The sequence below is a fragment of the Cupriavidus sp. 291-E7 genome (assembly GCF_057798835.1).
The window spans coordinates 1-21,749 of sequence record NZ_JBYOJV010000015.1 but is presented as its reverse complement, the minus strand read 5'-3'; the positions used below and the strand labels follow the sequence as shown (position 1 = coordinate 21,749).

Below are 21,749 nucleotides of genomic sequence, written 5' to 3'. Positions count from 1 at the left end.
AGGCCGGCGCAGTAGCGCCGGCCGTTCGCCGACTTTCGTCTTTCAGGAGAACTACATGCATCCCGCAAAAGTGATTGGCGCCGCCGTGCTGGCCGCCGCACTGCCCCTGGCCGCCCACGCCAATGCCGACCTGGCCAAGAGCAAGAACTGCATGGCATGCCATAGCGTCGACAAGAAGCTGGTCGGGCCGGCGTTCAAGGACGTGGCCGCGAAGTACAAGAGCGACAAGGAAGCCGCTGCAAAACTGTCTCAAAGCATCGAGAAAGGCAGCACCGGCAAGTGGGGTCCGATCCCGATGCCGCCTAACGCGGTCAGCGACGCGGATGCGAATGCGCTGGCCAAGTGGGTGCTGAGTCTCTGACCCATGCCCCGGCATATCGCATGGCACCTGGTGCTGTTCGGCTTGCTTGCCACGCCGGGCGCGCTGGTGCACGCGGAACCGCCAGCAGCACGCCAGGCGCAGCTGGCCCGCTGGCTGCGCGATGACTGTGGCGCGTGCCACGGCATGACGCTGCAGGGCGGACTTGGTTCGCCACTGACGGCCGAAGCACTGGCCGACAAGCCGCGTGACGGGCTTGTGGCCACCGTGCTGCAGGGCCGGCCCGGCACCGCGATGCCACCCTGGCAACCGTTCATGACGCAGGAAGAAGCCCAATGGTTGATCGATCGACTCCAGGCAGGCAAGCCGCCGCCCGTGATTCCCTAACCATCCGACAACGGCTCGATCGACTGATCCGGTTCACCGCTGTCGCACTTGGCTCCGTATGGCTGGCATCGGCCTGTACCGGCGTGCCGGGCACCACCCCGCGCGGTACCGGCGACCTTGGCGTCGTCATCGAGCGCGCCAGTGGCCGCCTGCAAGTGGTGGAGACCACGGGCATGAAACGCCTGGGCACCATCGAAGGACTTGGCGATCTTTCGCACGCGAGCGTGGTGTTCTCGCGCGACGGCCGCTATGCCTATGTCTTCGGGCGCGATGGCGGGCTGACGCGCGTGGACCTGCTCGCGCAACGCATCACGCAGCGGGTGAAGCAGGCCGGCAACAGCATCGGCGGCGCCATCCTGCAAAACGGCAAGGTGGTGGCCGCGCAGAACTACGCGCCCGGCGGCATCAAGCTGTTCGACGCGGAAACACTGGAGCTGCTGGCGGACATTCCGGCGATCGGCCGCGATGGGCGGCGATCGAAGGTGGTGGGCCTGGCCGACCTGCCTGGCCAACGCCTTGCCGCCAGCCTGTTCGAATCCGGCGAGATCTGGATCATCGATGCAGCCGATCCGCGCCGCCCGAATGTCACACGCCTCGAAGCCGGCCGCGAGCCATACGATGGCCTGGTGACGCCCGACGGCCGCTGGTATCTGGCCGGCCTGTTTGGCGAAGACGGCCTGTCGCTGGTGGACCTGTGGCAAACGCCGCCAACCGCGCGCAAGGTGCTGTCCGGCTACGGTCGGGGCGAGGCGCCCCTGCCGGTCTACAAGATGCCGCACTTGCGCGGCTGGGCCGTGGCGCAAGGGCAGGCCTGGTTGCCGGCTATCGGACGCCATGAGCTGCTGGTCGCCGATCCCGCCCGCAACTGGCAGGAACAGGGCCGCGTGGCCGTGGCCGGCCAGCCGGTGTTTGCGATGGCGCGCCCCGACGGCCGGCAGGTGTGGGTCAACTTCGCCTTCCCGAGGAACGACACCGTCCAGGTCATCGATACCGCGACGCGGCAGGTGGTGAAGACGCTGACACCGTGCCACGGCGTGCTGCACATGGAGTTCACGCCAAAGGGTGAATCGCTCTGGCTGTCGTGCCGCGACGACAACCGGGTGGAGGTCTACGACACCACGACGTTCCAGCGCATCGCCACGCTCAGCGCCGACCAGCCGAGCGGCATCTTCTTCACAGTGCGCGCGCAGCGCATTGGCATGTGATCGCCATGTTCGACGAGCAACGCTTCTACGACTGCATCCAGCGCGATTTCCCGATCGTGGCCCGCCCCTACCAGAGCGCGGGCGCGGCGCTGGATATGAACGAACACGCGGTATTGAGCCTGCTGGCGCGCGATGTCGGCGCCGGGCGCGTCAGCCGCATCGGCGCCGTGTTCGCGCCCAACGTCATCGGCGCCAGCACGTTGGCGGCCCTGGCCGTGCCGCCCGATGCGCTGGCCCACGTGGCGGCGCGCGTCAATGCGTATGGCGCCGTGAGTCACAACTATGCGCGCCACGGGCACCAGTACAACCTCTGGTTCGTTGCCGGGGCGCGCAACCGCGCCGCGTTGAGTCTGGTGCTGGACAGCATCGCGGCAGACGTGGGCCAGTATCCGCTGGACTTGCCGATGGAGCGCGAGTACCACATCGACCTGGGTTTCCCGATGTCCGGCCTGCAGGATGCGCGGCGCGGCCCGCGTAGCCCGGCGCCCGCGTCGACCCATCTGGACGAGGACGACTGGCGCCTGGTGGCCGCACTGGAGACCGGGCTGCCGCTGACACCGCAACCTTTTCACGCGCTGGCAAGGCGCAGTGGCATGCCGCTGCACCGGGTGCTGGCGCGGATCGCGCAATGGCATGCCAGCGGCGTGATCCGCCGCTTTGGCGTGATCCTGCATCATCGCCGCTTCGGCTATCGCCATAACGCCATGTGCGTATGGGACGTGCCAGACAACCGCGTCGATGCCATTGGCACGCGGCTGGCGCGCGTGGCGCCGGTTTCGCTCTGCTACCGGCGTACGCGCCGGCTTCCTGCCTGGCCGTACAACCTGTTTGCGATGGTCCATGCGCGTAGCGAGAGCGAACTGAATACCGCACTGGATCATTTCGCGCAGCAGGCCGGCATGGCGGCAATGCCGGGCGTGGTGCTGCGCAGCGGCACCTGCTTCAAGCAATGTGGCACCCGCTATAGCTGGGAGGCACCGCCGTCATGACGGAACATGAAGCAACCCAGGCGACATCGAATGACCTGGACCCTCTCGACCGGCGCATCGTCAATGCATTGCAGCGCGGCCTGCCACTGACGCCGCGCCCATATGCCGATGCGGCCGCCGCGCTGGAGATCGATGAAGCGACGCTGCTTGACCGTCTGCGTGCCTTGCTGGCACGCGGCGCGCTGACTCGCTTTGGTCCGCTGTTCCAGATAGAGCGGGTCGGTGGCCAGTTCGTGCTTTGCGCCTGCCATGCGCCGGCCGAGCGGATGGACGCCGTGGTGGCGGCCATCAATGCGTTTCGTGAAGTGGCGCATCACTACGAACGTACGCATCACCTGAATCTCTGGTTCGTGATCGCGGTGTCCGACGCAGGCGACGTGCCCGGCGTTCTGGCCCGCATTGCCGCTAGCGCCGGCGTCGAGATTCTGCCTTTCCCGAAGATGCGAGAGTTCTTCGTCAACCTGTACCTACCGGTGTAGCGACCATGCCCAACGCCCCCAATGCTTCTCCACTTTCCTCATACCAGACCGATTCGATCGACCGGGCGCTGATAAGGGCCACGCAGGCTGGCCTGCCGCTGGTGCCAGCGCCGTGGCAGGCGCTGGGCGACGCACTTGGCATTGGAGAAGACGAGGTCTTGGCGCGGTTCGCCGCGATGCGCGATCGCGGCGTCGTGCGCCGGGTGGGGGCGGTACCTAACCACTATGTGCTGGGGTGGCGCGCCAACGGTATGACGGTGTGGGACGTCGATGACGCGCATATCCACGAACTCGGCGAGCGCGTCGGCGCGCTGCCGTGGGTCAGCCATTGTTATCAGCGGCCGCGCCGCCTGCCGGACTGGCCATACAACCTGTTTGCGATGGTGCATGCGCGCACGCGCGACGAAGCGGCGCCGCAGATCGCGCGGATACAAGCCTTGCTGGGCGAGGCATGTCGGGCACATGACGTGCTCTGGTCCACACGCATCCTCAAGAAGACCGGTCTGCGACTGCAGGCTTCCGGAGATTGACTTATGTTCAGAGTTTCCCGCTTCATGGAAGCATTGCGCGATGGCGGCCCCGTGCCGGCGCCACGCCGCGCCGGTGGCCCGGTGGTGATCTGGAATCTGGTGCGGCGCTGCAATCTCAACTGCAAGCACTGCTATTCCACTTCGGCCGATACCGATTTCAAGGGCGAGCTGTCTACCGAGGAAGCCATCGCGGTGCTCGAACAGCTCAAGGCGGCCAGGGTGCCGGCGCTGATCCTGTCCGGCGGCGAGCCGCTGCTGCGTCCCGATCTCTACGAAATCGCCGCGCACGCCAAGCGGCTTGGCTTCCATCTGTCGCTGTCTTCGAACGGTACGCTGCTGGACGCCCGGCACGCCGCCAAACTGCTGGTGGCGGGCTTCGACTATGTGGGCGTCAGCCTCGATGGCATGGAAAGCACGCATGATCGCTTTCGGCGCTGCCCGGGCGCATTCCGGCAAGCGCTAGAAGGGCTGCGTATCGCCAGGCAAGGCGGGCTGCGCGTGGGCGTGCGCATGACGCTGACCGAAGCCAATGCCGATGAACTGCCGGACGTCGTCGCCCTGACCGAGGCCGAAGGCATCGACAAGTTCTACCTGTCGCACTTCAACTATGCCGGGCGTGGCAGCAGCCACCGGCGCGACGATGCGCATCACGCTCATACGCGCGTGTCGGTGGACTGGCTCTTCGACCACGTGTGGGAACGGGCGCAGCAGGGACGCGCCGGTGATTTTGTGACGGGCAACAATGATGCCGATGGCGTGAGCCTGTTGCACTGGATCGCGCGCCGGCAGCCGGAGCGCCTGGCGGACATGCGGCAGCGCCTGGTCAACTGGGGCGGCAATGCCACCGGTGTGAGCGTGGCCAACATCGACAATCTCGGCAACGTCCATCCGGATACGATGTGGTGGCACGTGTCGATCGGCAACGTGCGTGAACGAGCGTTCGGTGATATCTGGGCGGACCGCAGCCATCCGTTGATGCATGGGCTGAAGTCGAGTCCCCGGCCGCTGCAAGGCCGCTGCGCCACCTGCGCGCATCGCGATATCTGCAATGGCAATACGCGCGTGCGCGCCTATGCGGTCAGCGGCAATCCGTGGGCCGAGGACCCAGGTTGCTATCTATCCGATGACGAGATTGCCGCGCCGCTCGGCAGGGAGGCCATCGCATGAAGCGCCGGATTGCAGGACTGGCCCTGATGGGCGCCGCATGGATGGGCGCGCACGCGGCCGCGCAGCCCCAGCCGGCCACGCAAACCGATACGGCCTCGGTGTTCGCGCAGCACTGCGCGGCGTGCCACGGCGCGGACCGGCTCGGCGGCATGGGGCCGGCGCTGCTGCCCGAAAGCCTGGAGCGGCTCAAGCCGGATGCATTGCGCGATGTCCTGCGTAATGGCCGCGCCGCCACGCAGATGCCCGGCTTTGCCAATCAACTGCCCGAAGCAACGCTGGATCAGATCGCCACATGGCTGCGCACGGCACCCGCGGTGGCACCGCACTGGGAGCCGGCCGACATCCGCAAGTCGCGCGTCGTCTATCACGCGCCCGGCAGCCTGCCGGACCGGCCGGCTTTCAAGGCTGATCCGGCCAATCTGTTCCTGGTGGTGGAATCGGGCACCCACCATCTGAGCGTGCTCGATGGCGACAAGCTGGAGCCGATCCATCGCTTTGAGACACGCTTCGCCTTGCATGGCGGACCGAAGTTCAGCCGCGATGGGCGCTATGTCTTTGTGGCCAGCCGCGATGGCTGGATCAGCAAGTTCGACCTGTGGAACCTGACGCTGGTGGCGGAGGTACGTGCGGGCCTGAACACGCGCAATGTTGCGGTCAGCGACGATGGCAAGTGGGTGATGGCCGGCAACACACTGCCGCAGACGATGGTGCTGCTGCGTGCCGATGATCTGTCGCTGGAGCGCGTGTATCCGGTGACCGGCGCCAATGGCAAGCCGTCGCGGGTATCGGCGGTCTACGACGCCGCGCCACGCGCATCGTTTATCGCCGCGCTGCGCGATATCCCCGAAGTCTGGGAAATTCCTTACGCCACGCTGGAGCCGCGCGTCATCGCGCTCGACGATGTGCTCGACGACTTCTTCTTCGATCAGCCGTATCGCCACATCCTCGGCGCGTCGCGTACGGGAGCCGGTCAGGTGATCGATCTCGATGCCGGCCGCAAGGTGGCGGACCTGTCGCTGACGGGTATGCCGCATCTGGGCAGCGGCATCACCTGGCAGCGCAATGGGCGCGACGTGATGGCGTCTCCGAACCTGAAGCAGGGCACGCTGAGTGTGATCGACATGGAGACGTGGAAGACCGTTGCCACGATTCCGACGAATGGCCCCGGCTTTTTCCTGCGCAGCCATGAGTCCACACCCTATGCATGGACCGACGCGATGATGAGTCCGCGCCGCGACACCCTTCAGGTCATCGACAAGCAGTCGCTGGCGGTGGTGGGCAGCGTGACCCCGGCGCCGGGGCGTACCGCGGCGCACGTGGAGTTCACGCGCGACGGCCGCTATGCGCTGGTCAGCCTGATGGAATCCGACGGGGCCATCGTGGTGTACGACGCGGCCACGCTGAAAGAGATCAAGCGTTTGCCGATGGATAAGCCGATCGGCAAGTACAACGTATTCAACAAGACCACGCGCTCCTCGGGCACGAGCCATTGAATTGAGAGATGACATGATGATGAATCCGCGACATGCAGGAAAGGTCTGGTTGGTGGGTGTAGGTCCCGGTGACCCCGATCTGGTGACGGTCAAGGCGGCACGGGCACTGTCCGACGCACAGGTATGGTTGATCGACGATCTGGTGCCGGAAATGATGGCTTGCTATGCAAGCCCCGGCACTGAAATCATTTCGGTGGGCAAGCGCGGTGGGCGTTGTTCGGTCAGCCAGGCGAGCATCCAGGCGCAGACGCTGGCGCACGCGCTGGCAGGGCGCTGCGTGGCGCGGGTAAAGGGTGGCGATCCGTTGATGTTCGGCCGTGGCGGAGAGGAGGCGGCGTTCCTGCGTGGACACGGTATCGAAGTCGAGGTGGTCAACGGCATCAGTAGCGGCCTGGCGGCGGCGCAGGCGTTGGGCATCGCGCTGACGCATCGCGCGCATTGTCATGGCGTGACTTTCGTAACGGCGCACACACGCGGCGACGGCGAGCCGGACTGGCGCGCGCTGGCGGCCAGCGGTACCACGCTGGTGATCTATATGGGCATGCATCGCATCGCGGCGATTCGTGAATCGCTGCTGCAGGCCGGCATGCGTGCCGATATGCCTGCCGGCGTGGTGATGCATGCGAGCTGTGCCGATGAGCGTAGCTGGACGGGTACCTTGGGAACACTGACCGAAGCCGTCAACGCCGGCCTTGCCAGTCCGTCGATCATCCTTGTGGGAGAGGTCGTGGCGACGGCATTGCATGCGCCGTCCGGGACTTCTCCTTTTCCGCAACCGGCAGGACGTTTGGAGGCGCGAGTGAGCGTGCCAAGCTGCGACGTCGCGGCCTGATTCATTGATCCTGTTTGATCCGCTGATTCTTCGCCGCGCATAAAACAAAACCCCACGCCCGTTTCCGGGCGTGGGGTTTTTTTCATATCAACCGTTCAGTGGATCACTGCTGTGCGAGCTTGCCTTCGGGAATTTCCCGGGCCGGACCGCGCCCAAGCAATCCCAGCACAACTTGCAGCGCGAACGTCAGCGCACCCACCAGGAAGACCACGTCGCCGAAGGTCCGTACCCAGCGCAGCGTTTGCAGGATCGGTTGCTGGACGAAGGCTTCGCTGCGTGCGTACCACAGGCCTTGGCTGATGCTGGCCAGCGCCTGGATGATGCCCACCGGCAGCAGGCTGGTACCGATCATCAGCACCAGGCCGCCATTGAGACCCCAGAACGCGATCGACATCATGCGCGGGCTGAGCTTGTAGGCCGGACGCACATAGCGCAGCACGAGCAGCGTGAAGCCAAGCGCCAGGAAGCCATAGACGCCGAACAGCGCAGCGTGTGCGTGGACCGGTGTGGTGTTGAGACCCTGTACGTAGTACAGCGAGATCGGCGGATTGATCATGAAGCCGAAGACGCCGGCACCGAGCATGTTCCAGAACGCGACGGCCGTGAAGCACATCATCGGCCAGCGCAGGTTTTCCATCCACGGTGCGCGTTCCTTGAGGCGCCAGTTTTCCCAGGCTTCGTGGCCGAGCACGATCAGCGGCATCACTTCCAGCGCGGAGAACGTCGCGCCGATCGCCATCACCGGGGTCGTCGTGCCGGCGAAGTACAGATGGTGGAACGTGCCGGGAATGCCGCCGAGCATGAACAGCGATGCCGAAGCCAGGCTGGCAGCGGTGGCCATCGGGCGCGACACGAGACCCAGCGTGGAGAAGATGAAGGCGAGTGCCGTGGTGGCAAACACTTCAAAGAAGCCTTCCACCCACAGGTGGACCACCCACCAGCGCCAGTATTCCATCACCGTCAGGCTGGTGCGCTCGCCGTAGAACAGACCCGCGCCGTAGAACAGGCCGATGGCCACCACCGACGACGTCAGCAGCGCCAGCAGATTCTTGTCGCCGCCGCCACGTGCCTTGAAGGCCGGGGCAATGCCGCGCAACATCAGAATCAGCCAGATCACGATGCCGGTCAGCTTGCCGATCTGCCACAGGCGGCCCAGGTCCACATATTCATAGCCCTGGTGACCCAGCCAGAAGTTCAGGTGAGCAGGCATCTTCTGCGCGATGGCGAGGTAGTTGCCCACGAACGAGCCGACCACGACCACCACCAGCGCCCAGAACAGGACGTCGACGCCCAGCCGCTGGTACTTCGGGTCCTTGCCGCCGTTGATCAGCGGTGCCAGGAACAGGCCGGCTGCCAGGAAGCCCGTGGCGATCCAGAACAGCGCGCTCTGAATGTGCCAGGTGCGTACCAGCGAATACGGGAACCACTGCGACATGTCGATGCCGTAGAACTTCTGTCCTTCGACCGTGTAGTGCGCGGTGAAACCGCCGATCAGCACCTGGAACGCGAACAGCGCCACCACCAGGAATACGTACTTGCCGAGCGCGCGTTGCGACGGCGTCAGCGCGAACGTCGAGAGCGGATCGCGGGCCGGTGCGGGCGGCAGCGGTTCTTCCTTGCCGCGCAGGAACGCCCACGCCCAGATCAGCAGCCCCACGCCGGCCAGCAGCACCACCACGCTGGCCACCGACCAGACCACGTTCTCGGCGGTCGGACGGTTGTCGATCAGCGGCTCGTGCGGCCAGTTGTTGGTGTAGGTGGCGGTATGGCCCGGACGATCCGTGGCGGCCGCCCATGCCGTCCAGAAGAAGAAGTGCGTCAGCTGCGCGCGCCGTTCGGGCGAGGGCAGCGTGTTCTCCTTCATGGCGAAGCTCTCGCGGCTCTTGTGCAGTTCCGGAGCATCGGAGAACAGGCGCCGATAGTAGTCGGCCGTCATCTCGATGGCCTTTGCGCGGCGCGGCGACACGGTCAGCACGTTGCTGGCATCGGTCTGGTTGCCACGGTACTCGGCCTTCAGATGCGCGCGCAGCACGGCCTGCTCGCCGACGTCGAGCGCGGCGAAGTCCTTGCCGTGGCGCTCACGGGCGGCGAGTTCCAGCCAGGCCGTCAGTTCGCGGTGCAGCCAATCGGCGGTCCAGTCCGGCGCCTGGTAGGCGCCGTGGCCCCAGATCGAGCCAAGCTGCATGCCGCCGACGGATTGCCAGGCGGTCTGGCCGTCGAGGATGTCCTCGGAGGTGAACAGCTTCGTGCCGTCGGCGGTGACGACTTGTGTTGGGATGGGCGGCTGCTGCCGGTAGACCTCGGAACCGTAGTAGCCAAGGAGAGCAAACGTGATCGCCAGTACGGCGATCAGCGTGAACCATAGTTTCTTGTAGGGGCCCATGATGGGATGCGCGGGATTCGCGTTATGGGTTGTAAGGGTGCGGCCGGTTGCGGCGCGCGTGCAGGCGGCTGGGATTAGTGCGCACGGTCTGCCGCGGGTCGCACGGCGTTCTCGAACAGCACGTTGTTTTCCAGGTGGATGTGTTCCATCAGGTCTTCACGGAACGTGCGCAGGCCCAGGTACAGCGCGCGCCAGGTATTGCAGGCGGCTTGCGGCAGCGTGATGTCGTGGGTCAGCTTGGACAGGCGCTCCAGCGCGGCACCGTGATCGTCGTGCTCCATGCGCATGACGGTGATCGGCGCGGTGGCCATGCCGCCCATGCCGCGCGAAAGCATCGGGAACAGCACCTGTTCTTCCTTCTGCATATGGCTCAGCAGTTCCTGCAACATCACGCTGAGGTGGTCGGCCAGGCCCACGGGGCATTCGGGACGGTCGCCGTGGACTTCCTCCACGCGCCGCGCCAGGCGGATCAGTTCAGGCAGTTGCTCGCGGTGGCGCTCGTGAAAGCGGGCCAGGATGAAACCGATCAGTTCTTCGGCGGGCGCGTCGCCCCAGTCCTGCGCATCGACGGGTGCCTCGGCCTGCAATGCCTGCAGGCGTGCCTCGATCGCGGCGCCATCCAGGCCCTTGGCCAGGGCCGCGTCACGCAATGTGTGTGAGCCGCCACAGCAGAAGTCGAGGTCGTAGTCGTGGAAGATTTTGGTCGCGCCGGGAATCCGACGAGCCAGTTGGCCCAGAGACTGGTCTTGCATGCTCATGATTTGCTCCTTCTCAATAAATCCAAGCGTCTCTTGTGCGAATCTCGTGCCCAACAGAAATCTTCAAAGATTCAATGATTTACCTTTTGGTAGGGTAATTGTGACCCTGGCAATACGTGGTGAATCAAACCTGATTGGGGTGTTTTTAACCATGATTGGCGAGCTACTACTGGCTGACCTTTGCGCGGATCTGCCGCAAGCCGTGCGCATGCAGAGACTGGTCGGCAGCCTGCGGGCGCATTTTCGTTGTGGCGCCGTGGCGCTGCTGCGGCTGGAAGAGGACCAATTGCGGCCGCTGGCCGTCGATGGGCTGGTGCGGGATACGCTGGGACGCCGCTTCGCGGTGAGCCTGCATCCGCGGCTGGCGGCCATTCTGGCCAAGCGCGGCGTGACCTGCTTTCACCACGACAGCGCGTTGCCCGATCCGTACGACGGGCTGATCGATGAACACGTGGGCGAGCCGCTGCCAGTGCACGACTGCATGGGTGTCAGCCTGCAGGCCGAGGGCAAGCCCTGGGGCGTGCTGACACTGGACGCGCTGGAGGTGGGCACCTTCACCGATGCCGCGCAGGTGGAGCTGCAGCGCCTGACGCCGGTGGTGGAAGCAGCCATCCGCATCACGCGGCTGGAGGCCGAGATCCGGGCGCTGCGGCAAGGGCGTATCGACGAGCCGGCCGGCGACGTGGTGCGCGACGAAGGCGAGATCATCGGACAGAGCCAGGCCATCAGCCATCTGCTGCATGAATTGCGCGTGGTGGCCGATTCGGAGTTGCCCGTGTTGCTGCTGGGCGAAACCGGCGTGGGCAAGGAGCTGTTCGCGCACCGTCTGCACCGGCTGTCGCGCCGCCGCAACCGGCCGCTGATTCACGTGAACTGCGCGGCGTTGCCGGAATCGCTGGCCGAGAGCGAGTTGTTCGGCCATGCGCGCGGCGCCTTCTCGGGTGCCACCGGCGAGCGGCCGGGCCGCTTCGAAGCCGCCGATGGCGGCACGCTGTTCCTCGACGAGGTGGGCGAACTGCCGCTATCGATTCAGGCCAAGCTGCTGCGCACGCTGCAGAATGGCGAGATCCAGCGGCTCGGGTCCGACCGGCCGCGCCGCGTGGATGTGCGCGTCATTGCCGCTACCAACCGTCACCTGCGCGAGCACGTGCGCGACGGATCGTTCCGCGCGGATCTGTATCACCGGCTGTCTGTCTATCCAATCCCCATTCCGCCGCTGCGTGAGCGCGACAACGATGTCCTGCTGCTGGCCGGCCACTTTCTGGAACTGAACCGGGCGCGACTCGGGTTGCGCAGCCTGCGGCTGTCGGCAGCCGCGCAGGATGCGCTGCGGCGCTATCCGTGGCCCGGCAATGTGCGCGAGCTTGAGCACGTGGTCAGCCGTGCCGCATTGAAACTCGTGAGCCGTGGCGCCAACCGCAACGACATCCTGACGCTCGACGCCGATCTGTTTGGCGATCTGTTCGATGGAGAGCGGGAAGGGCTGGCGCTGCCGGCCGTAGCGACCGGATCGGCCCCGGCGGCGCCGGTCGTGGTGCCGGAAGTCACGCTGCGTGAAGCCGTGGATTCGTGCCAGCGCCGCTGCATCGAACAGGCACTGCTCTCGCAGGACGGCAACTGGGCGCAGGCTGCCCGCCAGCTCGGCGTGGATGCCAGCAACCTGCACAAGCTGGCGCGCCGGCTGGGGTTCAAGCGCGATGACCGGCGGCGCGTCGTGCGCTCGGCATAGCGCGGCGGCGAGCGGCGGTCAGCGGTGCGCTAGCGCGGACGGTTGTCGACGATACGCCGTGCCTTGCCCACCGACCGCTCCACGCCGCCCTCGGGCAGGATCTCGATACCTGCCGTCACGCCGATGTAGGACTTGATGTCGTGCGCCAGTTGCGCGCGCGCCTGGCCAGCCACGCCCGGCTCCGCACCGTGGGCGCACTCCACGCGCACGGTCAGCGTGTCGAGCGGGCCTTCCTTGCCGAGCACGCACTGGTAGTGCGGCGCCAGCTCGGTGTGCTTCAGGATCAGTTCCTCGATCTGTGACGGGAACACGTTCACGCCGCGCACGATCATCATGTCGTCGGTACGGCCCGTGATCTTCTCCATGCGGCGGAACGCGGCGCGCGCGGTGCCGGGCAGCAACCGGGTGAGATCGCGGGTGCGATAGCGGACGACGGGCATCGCTTCCTTCGTCAGAGACGTGAAGACGAGCTCGCCGAATTCGCCGTCGGGCAGCACCTCGCCCGTATCGGGATCGATGATTTCGGGGTAGAAATGGTCTTCCCAGATGGTGGGGCCATCCTTGGTTTCCACGCATTCGTTGGCGACGCCCGGACCCATGACCTCGGACAGGCCGTAGATATCGACCGCCGAGATACCCATGCGCTTTTCGATGGCCTGCCGCATTTCAGGGGTCCACGGCTCGGCGCCGAAGATGCCGACGCGCAGCGACGTCGAGGCCGGATCGATGCCCTGGCGCTCGAACTCATCGGCGATCGCCAGCATGTAGCTCGGCGTCACCATGATGATCTCGGGCTTGAAGTCCTGAATCAGCTGAACCTGTCGCTCGGTCTGGCCGCCGCCAAACGGAATCGCCGTAAGGCCGGCCTTCTCCACGCCATAGTGCGCACCGAGTCCGCCCGTGAACAGCCCGTAGCCGTAGCTGATGTGCACCTTGTCGCCGCGCCGGGCGCCCGACGCACGGATCGAGCGCGCCATCACGGTGGCCCAGGTATCGATGTCCTTCAGCGTGTATCCGACCACTGTCGGCTTGCCAGTGGTGCCGGACGATGCGTGCACGCGCGCGATGCGGTCCTGCGGCACCGCGAACATCCCGAACGGGTAGTTGTCGCGCAGATCCTTCTTGGTCGTAAATGGAAAGCGCGCGAGATCGGCCAGGGACTGCACCTGGCTGGGGTGCACGCCCGCTTTGTCAAACTTGCGCCGGTACACGGGCGAATGCTCGTAGGCATGGCGCAGCGACCATTTCAGGCGGTCCAGCTGCAGCGCCTGCAGCTCTTGCCGGCTGGCGGTCTCGATCGGCTCCAGGGGCAGATCGGTCAGGGGCGTACTCATGTTGTCTCCACGTTTCCGGGATGGTTGCGCTACGTTGGCGCGGGGTACGGCGTTATCCGGCGGTCAGGACTCGGCAGGCGGAACCACGTGACCCTTGATCTGGGCGGACTTGCCGCGGAACATCGCCACGGGTTCGCCGGCGCGGTTGGTCACCTTGATGTCGTACACGCCATGCCGGCCGGACAGGATCTGTTCCACGGCTTCGGCGGTCAGCACATCGCCACCCTGGACGGGCCGCAGGAATTCGATCGTGCAGCCCGATGCCACGGTATTGATGTTATGGCTGTTGCAGGCGAATGCGAAAGCGGAATCGGCCAGCGTGAACATCAGGCCGCCGTGACAGATGGCGTGGCCGTTCAGGAATTCCGGCCGCACCGTCATCGACAAGCGCGCATATCCGGGTCGCACCTCCTCGATCGCCATGCCCAGCCAGCGGCTGCAGGCGTCGGATTCGTACATGGCGTGCGCGGCGGCCTCGGCCAGCGCCTGGGGATCTTGCTTCAAGCGGCTCTCCTTGTTGCAGTGGACGGAATCAGGCGCCTTTGAAATGCGGGGCGCGCTTTTCAAGGAAGGCGTTCACGCCTTCGTTGTAGTCGTGTGACTTGCCGAGATCGCGCTGCAGGTCGCGTTCGAGATCGAGCTGGGCGTCGAAGGTGTTCGTGGCGCTGGCGTGCATGGCTTTCTTGATGGCTGCCAGCGCGCGCGTGGGCTGCGCCGCCAGGTGTGTAGCGATGGCGATTGCCTGCTCGGCGAGCAGAGGATCGTCCATGACTTCCCAGATCAGGCCCCACTTTTCCGCTTCTTCGGCGCTGAGCTTGTCACCGGTCATCGCCAGGCCCAGTGCCCGTGCCATGCCGAGGCGCTTGGGCAGGAGCCACGTTCCCCCGGAATCCGGTACCAGGCCGATCTTGACGAACGCCTGGATGAAGCTGGCCGACCTGGCCGCCAGGACGATGTCACAGGCCAGGGCCAGGTTGGCACCCGCGCCGGCCGCCGTGCCGTTGACCGCGGCGATCACCGGCAGGGGCAAGGCTTGCAGGCGGCGCACCAGCGGATTGAACCAGGTATTGATCAGTTCGCCGAGGTCGGTGGCGTGGCCCGGAGTGAAATCGAGATCGGCCAGATCCTGGCCCGCGCAGAATCCGCGGCCCGCGCCCGTCAGCAGCAACGCGCGCGCGCCGCCGGCTTCCACGTGATCGAGAGCCTGCACCAGCGCGCCGTGCATGGCACGTGTGAAGCTGTTGAGCTTGTCTGGCCGATTGAGGGTGATGATGGCCACATCGCCCTGCCAGCGCAGCAGGATGGGGCCGGCATCAAGGCTCGCACGCGCCTGGGCGTGCGCCGGGGTCGGGGGCATGGTGGTCTCCTGCGCCATGTTGTTCTCCAGGTCGGGTTTGTGGATCTGATGCCACGACGGTCGCACGGCACATTGTAGGTGGCGCGTGTGGACCGATTAAATTAACCGACCAGTCGGTCGGCAAATAGTAGTAGGGATGCCGGCAGGGCGCAAGAGGTGACCGCCCGCCTTGACCATCCTGATGGCGGCGAGCGAGTATCGATCCGCTGATCTACAAGGCAGATCCCTTTCATCGCAAGGAGAAGACATGTCGTACGAGAACATCCTGGTGGAGACACGTGGCCGTGTGGGGCTGGTGACGCTCAACCGTCCCAAGGCCCTGAACGCGCTCAATGACGCGCTGATGGACGAACTGGGCGCGGCGCTGACCGCCTTCGACCAGGACGAAGCGGTCGGCTGCATCGTGATCACCGGCAGCGAGCGCGCTTTTGCGGCGGGCGCCGATATCGGCATGATGGCCAAGTACTCCTATATGGATGTCTACAAGGGCGACTACATCACGCGCAACTGGGAAACGATCCGCCGTATCCGCAAGCCCGTGATTGCCGCGGTGGCCGGCTATGCGCTGGGCGGAGGCTGCGAGCTGGCGATGATGTGCGACATCGTGATTGCGGCGGATAGCGCGAAGTTCGGCCAGCCGGAGGTCAAGCTGGGCACCATGCCGGGCGCGGGCGGCACGCAGCGCCTGCCGCGCGCGGTGTCCAAAGCCAAGGCGATGGACCTGTGCCTGAGCGCGCGCATGATGGATGCGGCCGAGGCCGAGCGTTCCGGCCTGGTGTCGCGCGTGGTTGCGGCGGACAAGTTGATCGACGAGGCTATTTCGGCAGCCGAGACTATTGCGGGCTATTCGCTCCCGGTCGTCATGATGATCAAGGAGTCGATCAACGCCGCCTACGAGACGACTCTCAACGAAGGGGTGCATTTCGAGCGCCGCTTATTCCACTCGACCTTCGCAACCGAAGACCAGAAGGAAGGAATGGCGGCATTTGTGGAGAAACGTGCACCTGATTTCAAGCATCGCTAATACTTGAGTCAGGGAATACCCGAGGAATGTGAAGGGGTATTGGTCGGTCCGGAAAATAATTGCCGGGCCGATTTTCCTTTCCGATCAATGGTTTGATGAAAGTTAGCAAAGATTCTCCCCATCAAATCGTGACATCCATATTGCAAAGCCTCGGGAACGGGCCTAATATTCGCCCCCTCGCAACACGAAGCGCACTGCAAACGCAGCAGCGACAAGGGCTGCGGGGCAACAGGGGGTGAGCGGCTGAGGAGTTTTCAGCGCTGACCGGCAGAAAAAAAGTTCTGCAAAAACTGTTGACGAAACGCTGAATGCTCTGCATAATCTCGTTTCTCCGCTGCAACGAAAACGACGCAGCGACAGCGAACGGCAAAGCCGGCCGCTGAGGTTCTTTAACAAACAAACAACCGATAAGTGTGGGCGCTTGATGGCGAACGCCACGAGGTTTCGGCCTTGTGATGCTTCAAAAGTTATCAGTGCTCGCACAGTAAAACATGTTGGTTCACGTCGCGAGATGTGAGCCAGTCAGTTTTCTGAGAGTGAGCGACCGCTCGAAAGAGCGAGGTGCTTCGGCACCACACAGAGATTGAACTGAAGAGTTTGATCCTGGCTCAGATTGAACGCTGGCGGCATGCCTTACACATGCAAGTCGAACGGCAGCGCGGACTTCGGTCTGGCGGCGAGTGGCGAACGGGTGAGTAATACATCGGAACGTACCCTGTTGTGGGGGATAACTAGTCGAAAGATTAGCTAATACCGCATACGACCTGAGGGTGAAAGTGGGGGACCGCAAGGCCTCACGCAGCAGGAGCGGCCGATGTCTGATTAGCTAGTTGGTGGGGTAAAGGCCCACCAAGGCGACGATCAGTAGCTGGTCTGAGAGGACGATCAGCCACACTGGGACTGAGACACGGCCCAGACTCCTACGGGAGGCAGCAGTGGGGAATTTTGGACAATGGGGGCAACCCTGATCCAGCAATGCCGCGTGTGTGAAGAAGGCCTTCGGGTTGTAAAGCACTTTTGTCCGGAAAGAAAACGCACTGGTTAATACCTGGGGCGGATGACGGTACCGGAAGAATAAGCACCGGCTAACTACGTGCCAGCAGCCGCGGTAATACGTAGGGTGCGAGCGTTAATCGGAATTACTGGGCGTAAAGCGTGCGCAGGCGGTTTTGTAAGACAGGCGTGAAATCCCCGAGCTTAACTTGGGAATTGCGCTTGTGACTGCAAGGCTAGAGTATGTCAGAGGGGGGTAGAATTCCACGTGTAGCAGTGAAATGCGTAGAGATGTGGAGGAATACCGATGGCGAAGGCAGCCCCCTGGGACGTCACTGACGCTCATGCACGAAAGCGTGGGGAGCAAACAGGATTAGATACCCTGGTAGTCCACGCCCTAAACGATGTCAACTAGTTGTTGGGGATTCATTTTCTCAGTAACGTAGCTAACGCGTGAAGTTGACCGCCTGGGGAGTACGGTCGCAAGATTAAAACTCAAAGGAATTGACGGGGACCCGCACAAGCGGTGGATGATGTGGATTAATTCGATGCAACGCGAAAAACCTTACCTACCCTTGACATGCCACTAACGAAGCAGAGATGCATTAGGTGCTCGAAAGAGAAAGTGGACACAGGTGCTGCATGGCTGTCGTCAGCTCGTGTCGTGAGATGTTGGGTTAAGTCCCGCAACGAGCGCAACCCTTGTCTCTAGTTGCTACGAAAGGGCACTCTAGAGAGACTGCCGGTGACAAACCGGAGGAAGGTGGGGATGACGTCAAGTCCTCATGGCCCTTATGGGTAGGGCTTCACACGTCATACAATGGTGCATACAGAGGGTTGCCAACCCGCGAGGGGGAGCTAATCCCAGAAAATGCATCGTAGTCCGGATCGTAGTCTGCAACTCGACTACGTGAAGCTGGAATCGCTAGTAATCGCGGATCAGCATGCCGCGGTGAATACGTTCCCGGGTCTTGTACACACCGCCCGTCACACCATGGGAGTGGGTTTTGCCAGAAGTAGTTAGCCTAACCGCAAGGAGGGCGATTACCACGGCAGGGTTCATGACTGGGGTGAAGTCGTAACAAGGTAGCCGTATCGGAAGGTGCGGCTGGATCACCTCCTTTCTAGAGGCTTGTGTTCACAAGTCAAGCGTTCACACTTATCGGTTTGTTTGCTGTTACAGCCAAGGGTCTGTAGCTCAGGTGGTTAGAGCACCGTCTTGATAAGGCGGGGGTCGTAGGTTCAAGTCCTACCAGACCCACCAAGTTATCTCACGGGGGATTAGCTCAGCTGGGAGAGCACCTGCTTTGCAAGCAGGGGGTCGTCGGTTCGATCCCGTCATCCTCCACCACTTACCTTGGGGTAGTCGTCAAAGACAAGTATTCAGGAGTTTATTCTGAGTGATTGTCTTTGGCTGTTGCCAACGAGCATTTAGCTCGGCTGTTCTTTAACAATATGGGATGTAGTAAAGGTGTCGTGAAGCCTTGATGAGAGGCTGAAGTACCCAACACGATACCGGGTTGTGATTGTATCAACCAAAATGTATTTAAGTGATCGAAAGATGACTTGGAATACGGCACAAACGCGAGAACTCAGACCTATGACGGTCGTGTCCTTGAGACACACTCGTTATAGGGTCAAGCGAACAAGTGCATGTGGTGGATGCCTTGGCGATTACAGGCGATGAAGGACGCGGTAGCCTGCGAAAAGCTTCGGGGAGCTGGCAAACAAGCTTTGATCCGGAGATGTCCGAATGGGGAAACCCGGCCCTAATGGGTCATCCCTTGCTGAATACATAGGCAAGGGAAGCGAACGCGGCGAACTGAAACATCTAAGTAGCTGCAGGAACAGAAATCAACCGAGATTCCCAAAGTAGTGGCGAACGAAATGGGAAGAGCCTTGTACTCTTTAGCAGCATTGTTAGCAGAACGGGATGGAAAGCCCGGCCATAGCAGGTGATAGCCCTGTATGCGAAAACAGCGTTGTGGAACTAGGTGTACGACAAGTAGGGCGGGACACGTGAAATCCTGTCTGAAGATGGGGGGACCATCCTCCAAGGCTAAATACTCGTAATCGACCGATAGTGAACCAGTACCGTGAGGGAAAGGCGAAAAGAACCCCGGGAGGGGAGTGAAATAGATCCTGAAACCGCATGCATACAAACAGTCGGAGCCTGGAAACGGGTGACGGCGTACCTTTTGTATAATGGGTCAGCGACTTACATTCAGTGGCAAGCTTAACCGATTAGGGAAGGCGTAGCGAAAGCGAGTCCGAATAGGGCGTTGAGTCGCTGGGTGTAGACCCGAAACCAGATGATCTATCCATGGCCAGGTTGAAGGTGCGGTAACACGTACTGGAGGACCGAACCCACTAACGTTGAAAAGTTAGGGGATGAGCTGTGGATAGGGGTGAAAGGCTAAACAAATCTGGAAATAGCTGGTTCTCTCCGAAAACTATTTAGGTAGTGCCTCGTGTCTCACCTTCGGGGGTAGAGCACTGTCATGGTTGGGGGGTCTATTGCTGATTACCCCGCCATAGCAAACTCCGAATACCGAAGAGTGCAATCACGGGAGACAGACATCGGGTGCTAACGTCCGGTGTCAAGAGGGAAACAACCCAGACCGCCAGCTAAGGTCCCAAAGATTGGCTAAGTGGGAAACGAAGTGGGAAGGCTAAAACAGTCAGGAGGTTGGCTTAGAAGCAGCCACCCTTTAAAGAAAGCGTAATAGCTCACTGATCGAGTCGTCCTGCGCGGAAGATGTAACGGGGCTAAGCCAGTCACCGAAGCTGCGGACGCACGCAAGTGCGTGGTAGGAGAGCGTTCTGTAAGCCTGTGAAGGTGTCTTGTAAAGGATGCTGGAGGTATCAGAAGTGCGAATGCTGACATGAGTAGCGATAAAGGGGGTGAAAGGCCCCCTCGCCGTAAGCCCAAGGTTTCCTACGCAACGTTCATCGGCGTAGGGTGAGTCGGCCCCTAAGGCGAGGCAGAGATGCGTAGCTGATGGGAAGCAGGTTAATATTCCTGCACCGTCGTATGATGCGATGGGGGGACGGATCGCGGAAGGTTGTCCGGGTGTTGGAAGTCCCGGTCCCTGCATTGGAGAAGGCGCTTAGGCAAATCCGGGCGCGGAATTCAAGGATGTGGGGCGAGCGGCCTAGTGCTGCGAAGCAATTGGAAGTGGTTCCAAGAAAAGCCTCTAAGCTTCAGTCATACGAGACCGTACCGCAAACCGACACAGGTGGGCGAGATGAGTATTCTAAGGCGCTTGAGAGAACTCGGGAGAAGGAACTCGGCAAATTGGTACCGTAACTTCGGGATAAGGTACGCCCTTGTAGCTTGACTGGCCTGCGCCAGGAGGGTGAAGGGGTTGCAATAAAATGGTGGCTGCGACTGTTTAATAAAAACACAGCACTCTGCAAACACGAAAGTGGACGTATAGGGTGTGACGCCTGCCCGGTGCCGGAAGATTAAATGATGGGGTGCAAGCTCTTGATTGAAGTCCCGGTAAACGGCGGCCGTAACTATAACGGTCCTAAGGTAGCGAAATTCCTTGTCGGGTAAGTTCCGACCTGCACGAATGGCGTAACGATGGCCACACTGTCTCCTCCCGAGACTCAGCGAAGTTGAAGTGTTTGTGATGATGCAATCTCCCCGCGGCTAGACGGAAAGACCCCATGAACCTTTACTGTAGCTTTGCATTGGACTTTGAACCGATCTGTGTAGGATAGGTGGGAGGCTTTGAAGCGTGGACGCTAGTTCACGTGGAGCCGTCCTTGAAATACCACCCTGGTTTGTTTGAGGTTCTAACCTTGGCCCGTGAATCCGGGTCGGGGACAGTGCATGGTAGGCAGTTTGACTGGGGCGGTCTCCTCCCAAAGTGTAACGGAGGAGTTCGAAGGTACGCTTGGTACGGTCGGACATCGTACCTAAAGTGCAATGGCAAAAGCGTGCTTAACTGCGAGACCGACAAGTCGAGCAGGTGCGAAAGCAGGACATAGTGATCCGGTGGTTCTGAATGGAAGGGCCATCGCTCAACGGATAAAAGGTACTCTGGGGATAACAGGCTGATACCGCCCAAGAGTTCATATCGACGGCGGTGTTTGGCACCTCGATGTCGGCTCATCTCATCCTGGGGCTGTAGCCGGTCCCAAGGGTATGGCTGTTCGCCATTTAAAGAGGTACGTGAGCTGGGTTTAAAACGTCGTGAGACAGTTTGGTCCCTATCTGCCGTGGGCGTTGGAATCTTGACGGGGGCTGCTCCTAGTACGAGAGGACCGGAGTGGACGTACCGCTGGTGTACCTGTTGTCTCGCCAGAGGCATCGCAGGGTAGCTATGTACGGAAGAGATAACCGCTGAAAGCATCTAAGCGGGAAACTCGCCTGAAGATGAGGATTCCCTGGAGGCTTGACCTCCTTGAAGGGTCGTTCGAGACCAGGACGTTGATAGGCTGGGTGTGGAAGCGCAGTAATGCGTTAAGCTAACCAGTACTAATTGCCCGTAAGGCTTGATCCTATAACCAGTGTGTTTTACCTGGTGAGTGCGCCTAGTGCCCAGGTGTACAACACAACCCAATCTTTACTACACCCAGATTCGCCGCGCTGACACTAGTCAGCCCGGCAACCCCTCATGCCTGGTGACCATAGCGAGTTGGAACCACCCCTTCCCATCCCGAACAGGACCGTGAAACGACTTTGCGCCGATGATAGTGCGGACTACCCGTGTGAAAGTAGGTCATCGCCAGGCTCTTATACCCAGAACCCCCAAGCCC

The 21,749-nt window shown here is 62.3% G+C and carries 16 protein-coding genes, 2 tRNA genes and 3 rRNA genes; 16 read left to right on the top strand and 5 right to left on the bottom strand.

Going from position 1 to position 21,749, the window contains the following annotated elements:
• Nucleotides 1-55: 55 nt before the first annotated feature.
• Genes AC3FLX_RS23625 through cobA form a run of 9 tightly spaced genes read left to right on the top strand, consistent with a single transcriptional unit; the run spans nt 56 to nt 7,401 of the window.
• Entirely contained in the window at nt 56-361 is a 306-nt protein-coding gene (locus tag AC3FLX_RS23625; protein WP_488699755.1) for a c-type cytochrome, read from the top strand.
• Nucleotides 362-364: 3 nt separating this feature from the next.
• The gene (locus tag AC3FLX_RS23620) at nt 365-706 is read left to right on the top strand and encodes a c-type cytochrome (RefSeq protein WP_488699754.1); all 342 of its coding nucleotides are present in this window, start codon (nt 365-367) and stop codon (nt 704-706) included.
• Nucleotides 655-1,911, top strand: coding sequence for a cytochrome D1 domain-containing protein (locus tag AC3FLX_RS23615; protein ID WP_488699753.1), 1,257 nt, complete (start codon nt 655-657; stop codon nt 1,909-1,911). Before AC3FLX_RS23620 ends, AC3FLX_RS23615 begins: the two co-directional genes overlap by 52 nt.
• Before the next feature lie 5 nt (nt 1,912-1,916).
• Nucleotides 1,917-2,900, top strand: coding sequence for a siroheme decarboxylase subunit beta (gene ahbB / locus AC3FLX_RS23610; RefSeq protein ID WP_488699752.1), 984 nt, complete (start codon nt 1,917-1,919; stop codon nt 2,898-2,900).
• A complete protein-coding gene (locus AC3FLX_RS23605) occupies nt 2,897-3,379 on the top strand; it encodes an Lrp/AsnC family transcriptional regulator (RefSeq protein ID WP_488699751.1) in 483 nt (160 codons plus the stop codon). The genes ahbB (AC3FLX_RS23610) and AC3FLX_RS23605 overlap by 4 nt, the downstream gene beginning before the upstream one ends.
• A 5-nt stretch (nt 3,380-3,384) precedes the next feature.
• Complete coding sequence (ahbB, locus tag AC3FLX_RS23600) at nt 3,385-3,909, top strand: siroheme decarboxylase subunit beta (protein WP_488699750.1); 525 nt, start codon at nt 3,385-3,387, stop codon at nt 3,907-3,909.
• Nucleotides 3,910-3,912: 3 nt separating this feature from the next.
• Nucleotides 3,913-5,076 (top strand): heme d1 biosynthesis radical SAM protein NirJ, encoded by a 1,164-nt coding sequence (nirJ, locus tag AC3FLX_RS23595; protein WP_488699749.1) that lies wholly within the window; start codon nt 3,913-3,915, stop codon nt 5,074-5,076.
• A gap of 41 nt (nt 5,077-5,117) precedes the next feature.
• Nucleotides 5,118-6,569: a cytochrome D1 domain-containing protein gene (locus tag AC3FLX_RS23590; RefSeq protein WP_488699886.1), complete on the top strand. Its 1,452-nt coding sequence runs from the start codon at nt 5,118-5,120 to the stop codon at nt 6,567-6,569.
• Between the two features lie 16 nt (nt 6,570-6,585).
• Nucleotides 6,586-7,401 carry a uroporphyrinogen-III C-methyltransferase gene (gene cobA / locus AC3FLX_RS23585; RefSeq protein WP_488699885.1) on the top strand — a complete coding sequence of 272 codons (816 nt, stop codon included), beginning with the start codon at nt 6,586-6,588 and terminating at the stop codon, nt 7,399-7,401.
• A gap of 103 nt (nt 7,402-7,504) precedes the next feature.
• Here cobA and AC3FLX_RS23580 read toward each other — a convergent pair whose 3' ends face one another.
• Nucleotides 7,505-9,784, bottom strand: coding sequence for a nitric-oxide reductase large subunit (locus AC3FLX_RS23580; RefSeq protein WP_488699748.1), 2,280 nt, complete (start codon nt 9,782-9,784; stop codon nt 7,505-7,507).
• Between the two features lie 74 nt (nt 9,785-9,858).
• A complete protein-coding gene (ytfE, locus tag AC3FLX_RS23575; RefSeq protein WP_488699747.1) occupies nt 9,859-10,542 on the bottom strand; it encodes an iron-sulfur cluster repair protein YtfE in 684 nt (227 codons plus the stop codon).
• Between the two features lie 151 nt (nt 10,543-10,693).
• On the opposite strand from ytfE, the gene norR reads away from it, so the two are divergent.
• Nucleotides 10,694-12,271, top strand: a complete 1,578-nt coding sequence (gene norR, locus AC3FLX_RS23570) for a nitric oxide reductase transcriptional regulator NorR (RefSeq protein ID WP_488699746.1) — start codon at nt 10,694-10,696, stop codon at nt 12,269-12,271.
• Between the two features lie 29 nt (nt 12,272-12,300).
• Here norR and paaK read toward each other — a convergent pair whose 3' ends face one another.
• The 3 genes from paaK to paaG form a co-directional block, all read right to left on the bottom strand.
• Nucleotides 12,301-13,605, bottom strand: coding sequence for a phenylacetate--CoA ligase PaaK (paaK, locus tag AC3FLX_RS23565; protein WP_488699745.1), 1,305 nt, complete (start codon nt 13,603-13,605; stop codon nt 12,301-12,303).
• Nucleotides 13,606-13,668: 63 nt separating this feature from the next.
• Nucleotides 13,669-14,109 (bottom strand): hydroxyphenylacetyl-CoA thioesterase PaaI, encoded by a 441-nt coding sequence (gene paaI, locus AC3FLX_RS23560; RefSeq protein ID WP_488699744.1) that lies wholly within the window; start codon nt 14,107-14,109, stop codon nt 13,669-13,671.
• A gap of 28 nt (nt 14,110-14,137) precedes the next feature.
• Entirely contained in the window at nt 14,138-14,980 is an 843-nt protein-coding gene (paaG, locus tag AC3FLX_RS23555; RefSeq protein WP_488699743.1) for a 2-(1,2-epoxy-1,2-dihydrophenyl)acetyl-CoA isomerase PaaG, read from the bottom strand.
• 229 nt (nt 14,981-15,209) lie between these two features.
• Between paaG and AC3FLX_RS23550 the strand changes: the two genes are divergently transcribed.
• The 6 genes from AC3FLX_RS23550 to rrf all read left to right on the top strand — a co-directional run bounded on the left by AC3FLX_RS23550 (nt 15,210) and on the right by rrf (nt 21,724).
• Nucleotides 15,210-15,986 carry an enoyl-CoA hydratase gene (locus AC3FLX_RS23550; RefSeq protein WP_488699742.1) on the top strand — a complete coding sequence of 259 codons (777 nt, stop codon included), beginning with the start codon at nt 15,210-15,212 and terminating at the stop codon, nt 15,984-15,986.
• A gap of 585 nt (nt 15,987-16,571) precedes the next feature.
• Nucleotides 16,572-18,103 (top strand): 16S ribosomal RNA (locus tag AC3FLX_RS23545).
• 63 nt (nt 18,104-18,166) lie between these two features.
• Nucleotides 18,167-18,243, top strand: a tRNA-Ile gene (locus AC3FLX_RS23540).
• 11 nt (nt 18,244-18,254) lie between these two features.
• A tRNA-Ala gene (locus AC3FLX_RS23535) sits at nt 18,255-18,330 on the top strand.
• Between the two features lie 284 nt (nt 18,331-18,614).
• Nucleotides 18,615-21,493: ribosomal RNA gene (locus AC3FLX_RS23530) — 23S ribosomal RNA — on the top strand.
• 117 nt (nt 21,494-21,610) lie between these two features.
• Nucleotides 21,611-21,724, top strand: a 5S ribosomal RNA gene (gene rrf, locus AC3FLX_RS23525).
• Together the 16S, 23S and 5S rRNA genes with 2 tRNA genes alongside form the textbook arrangement of a ribosomal RNA operon.
• The last annotated feature ends 25 nt before the right edge of the window (nt 21,725-21,749 follow it).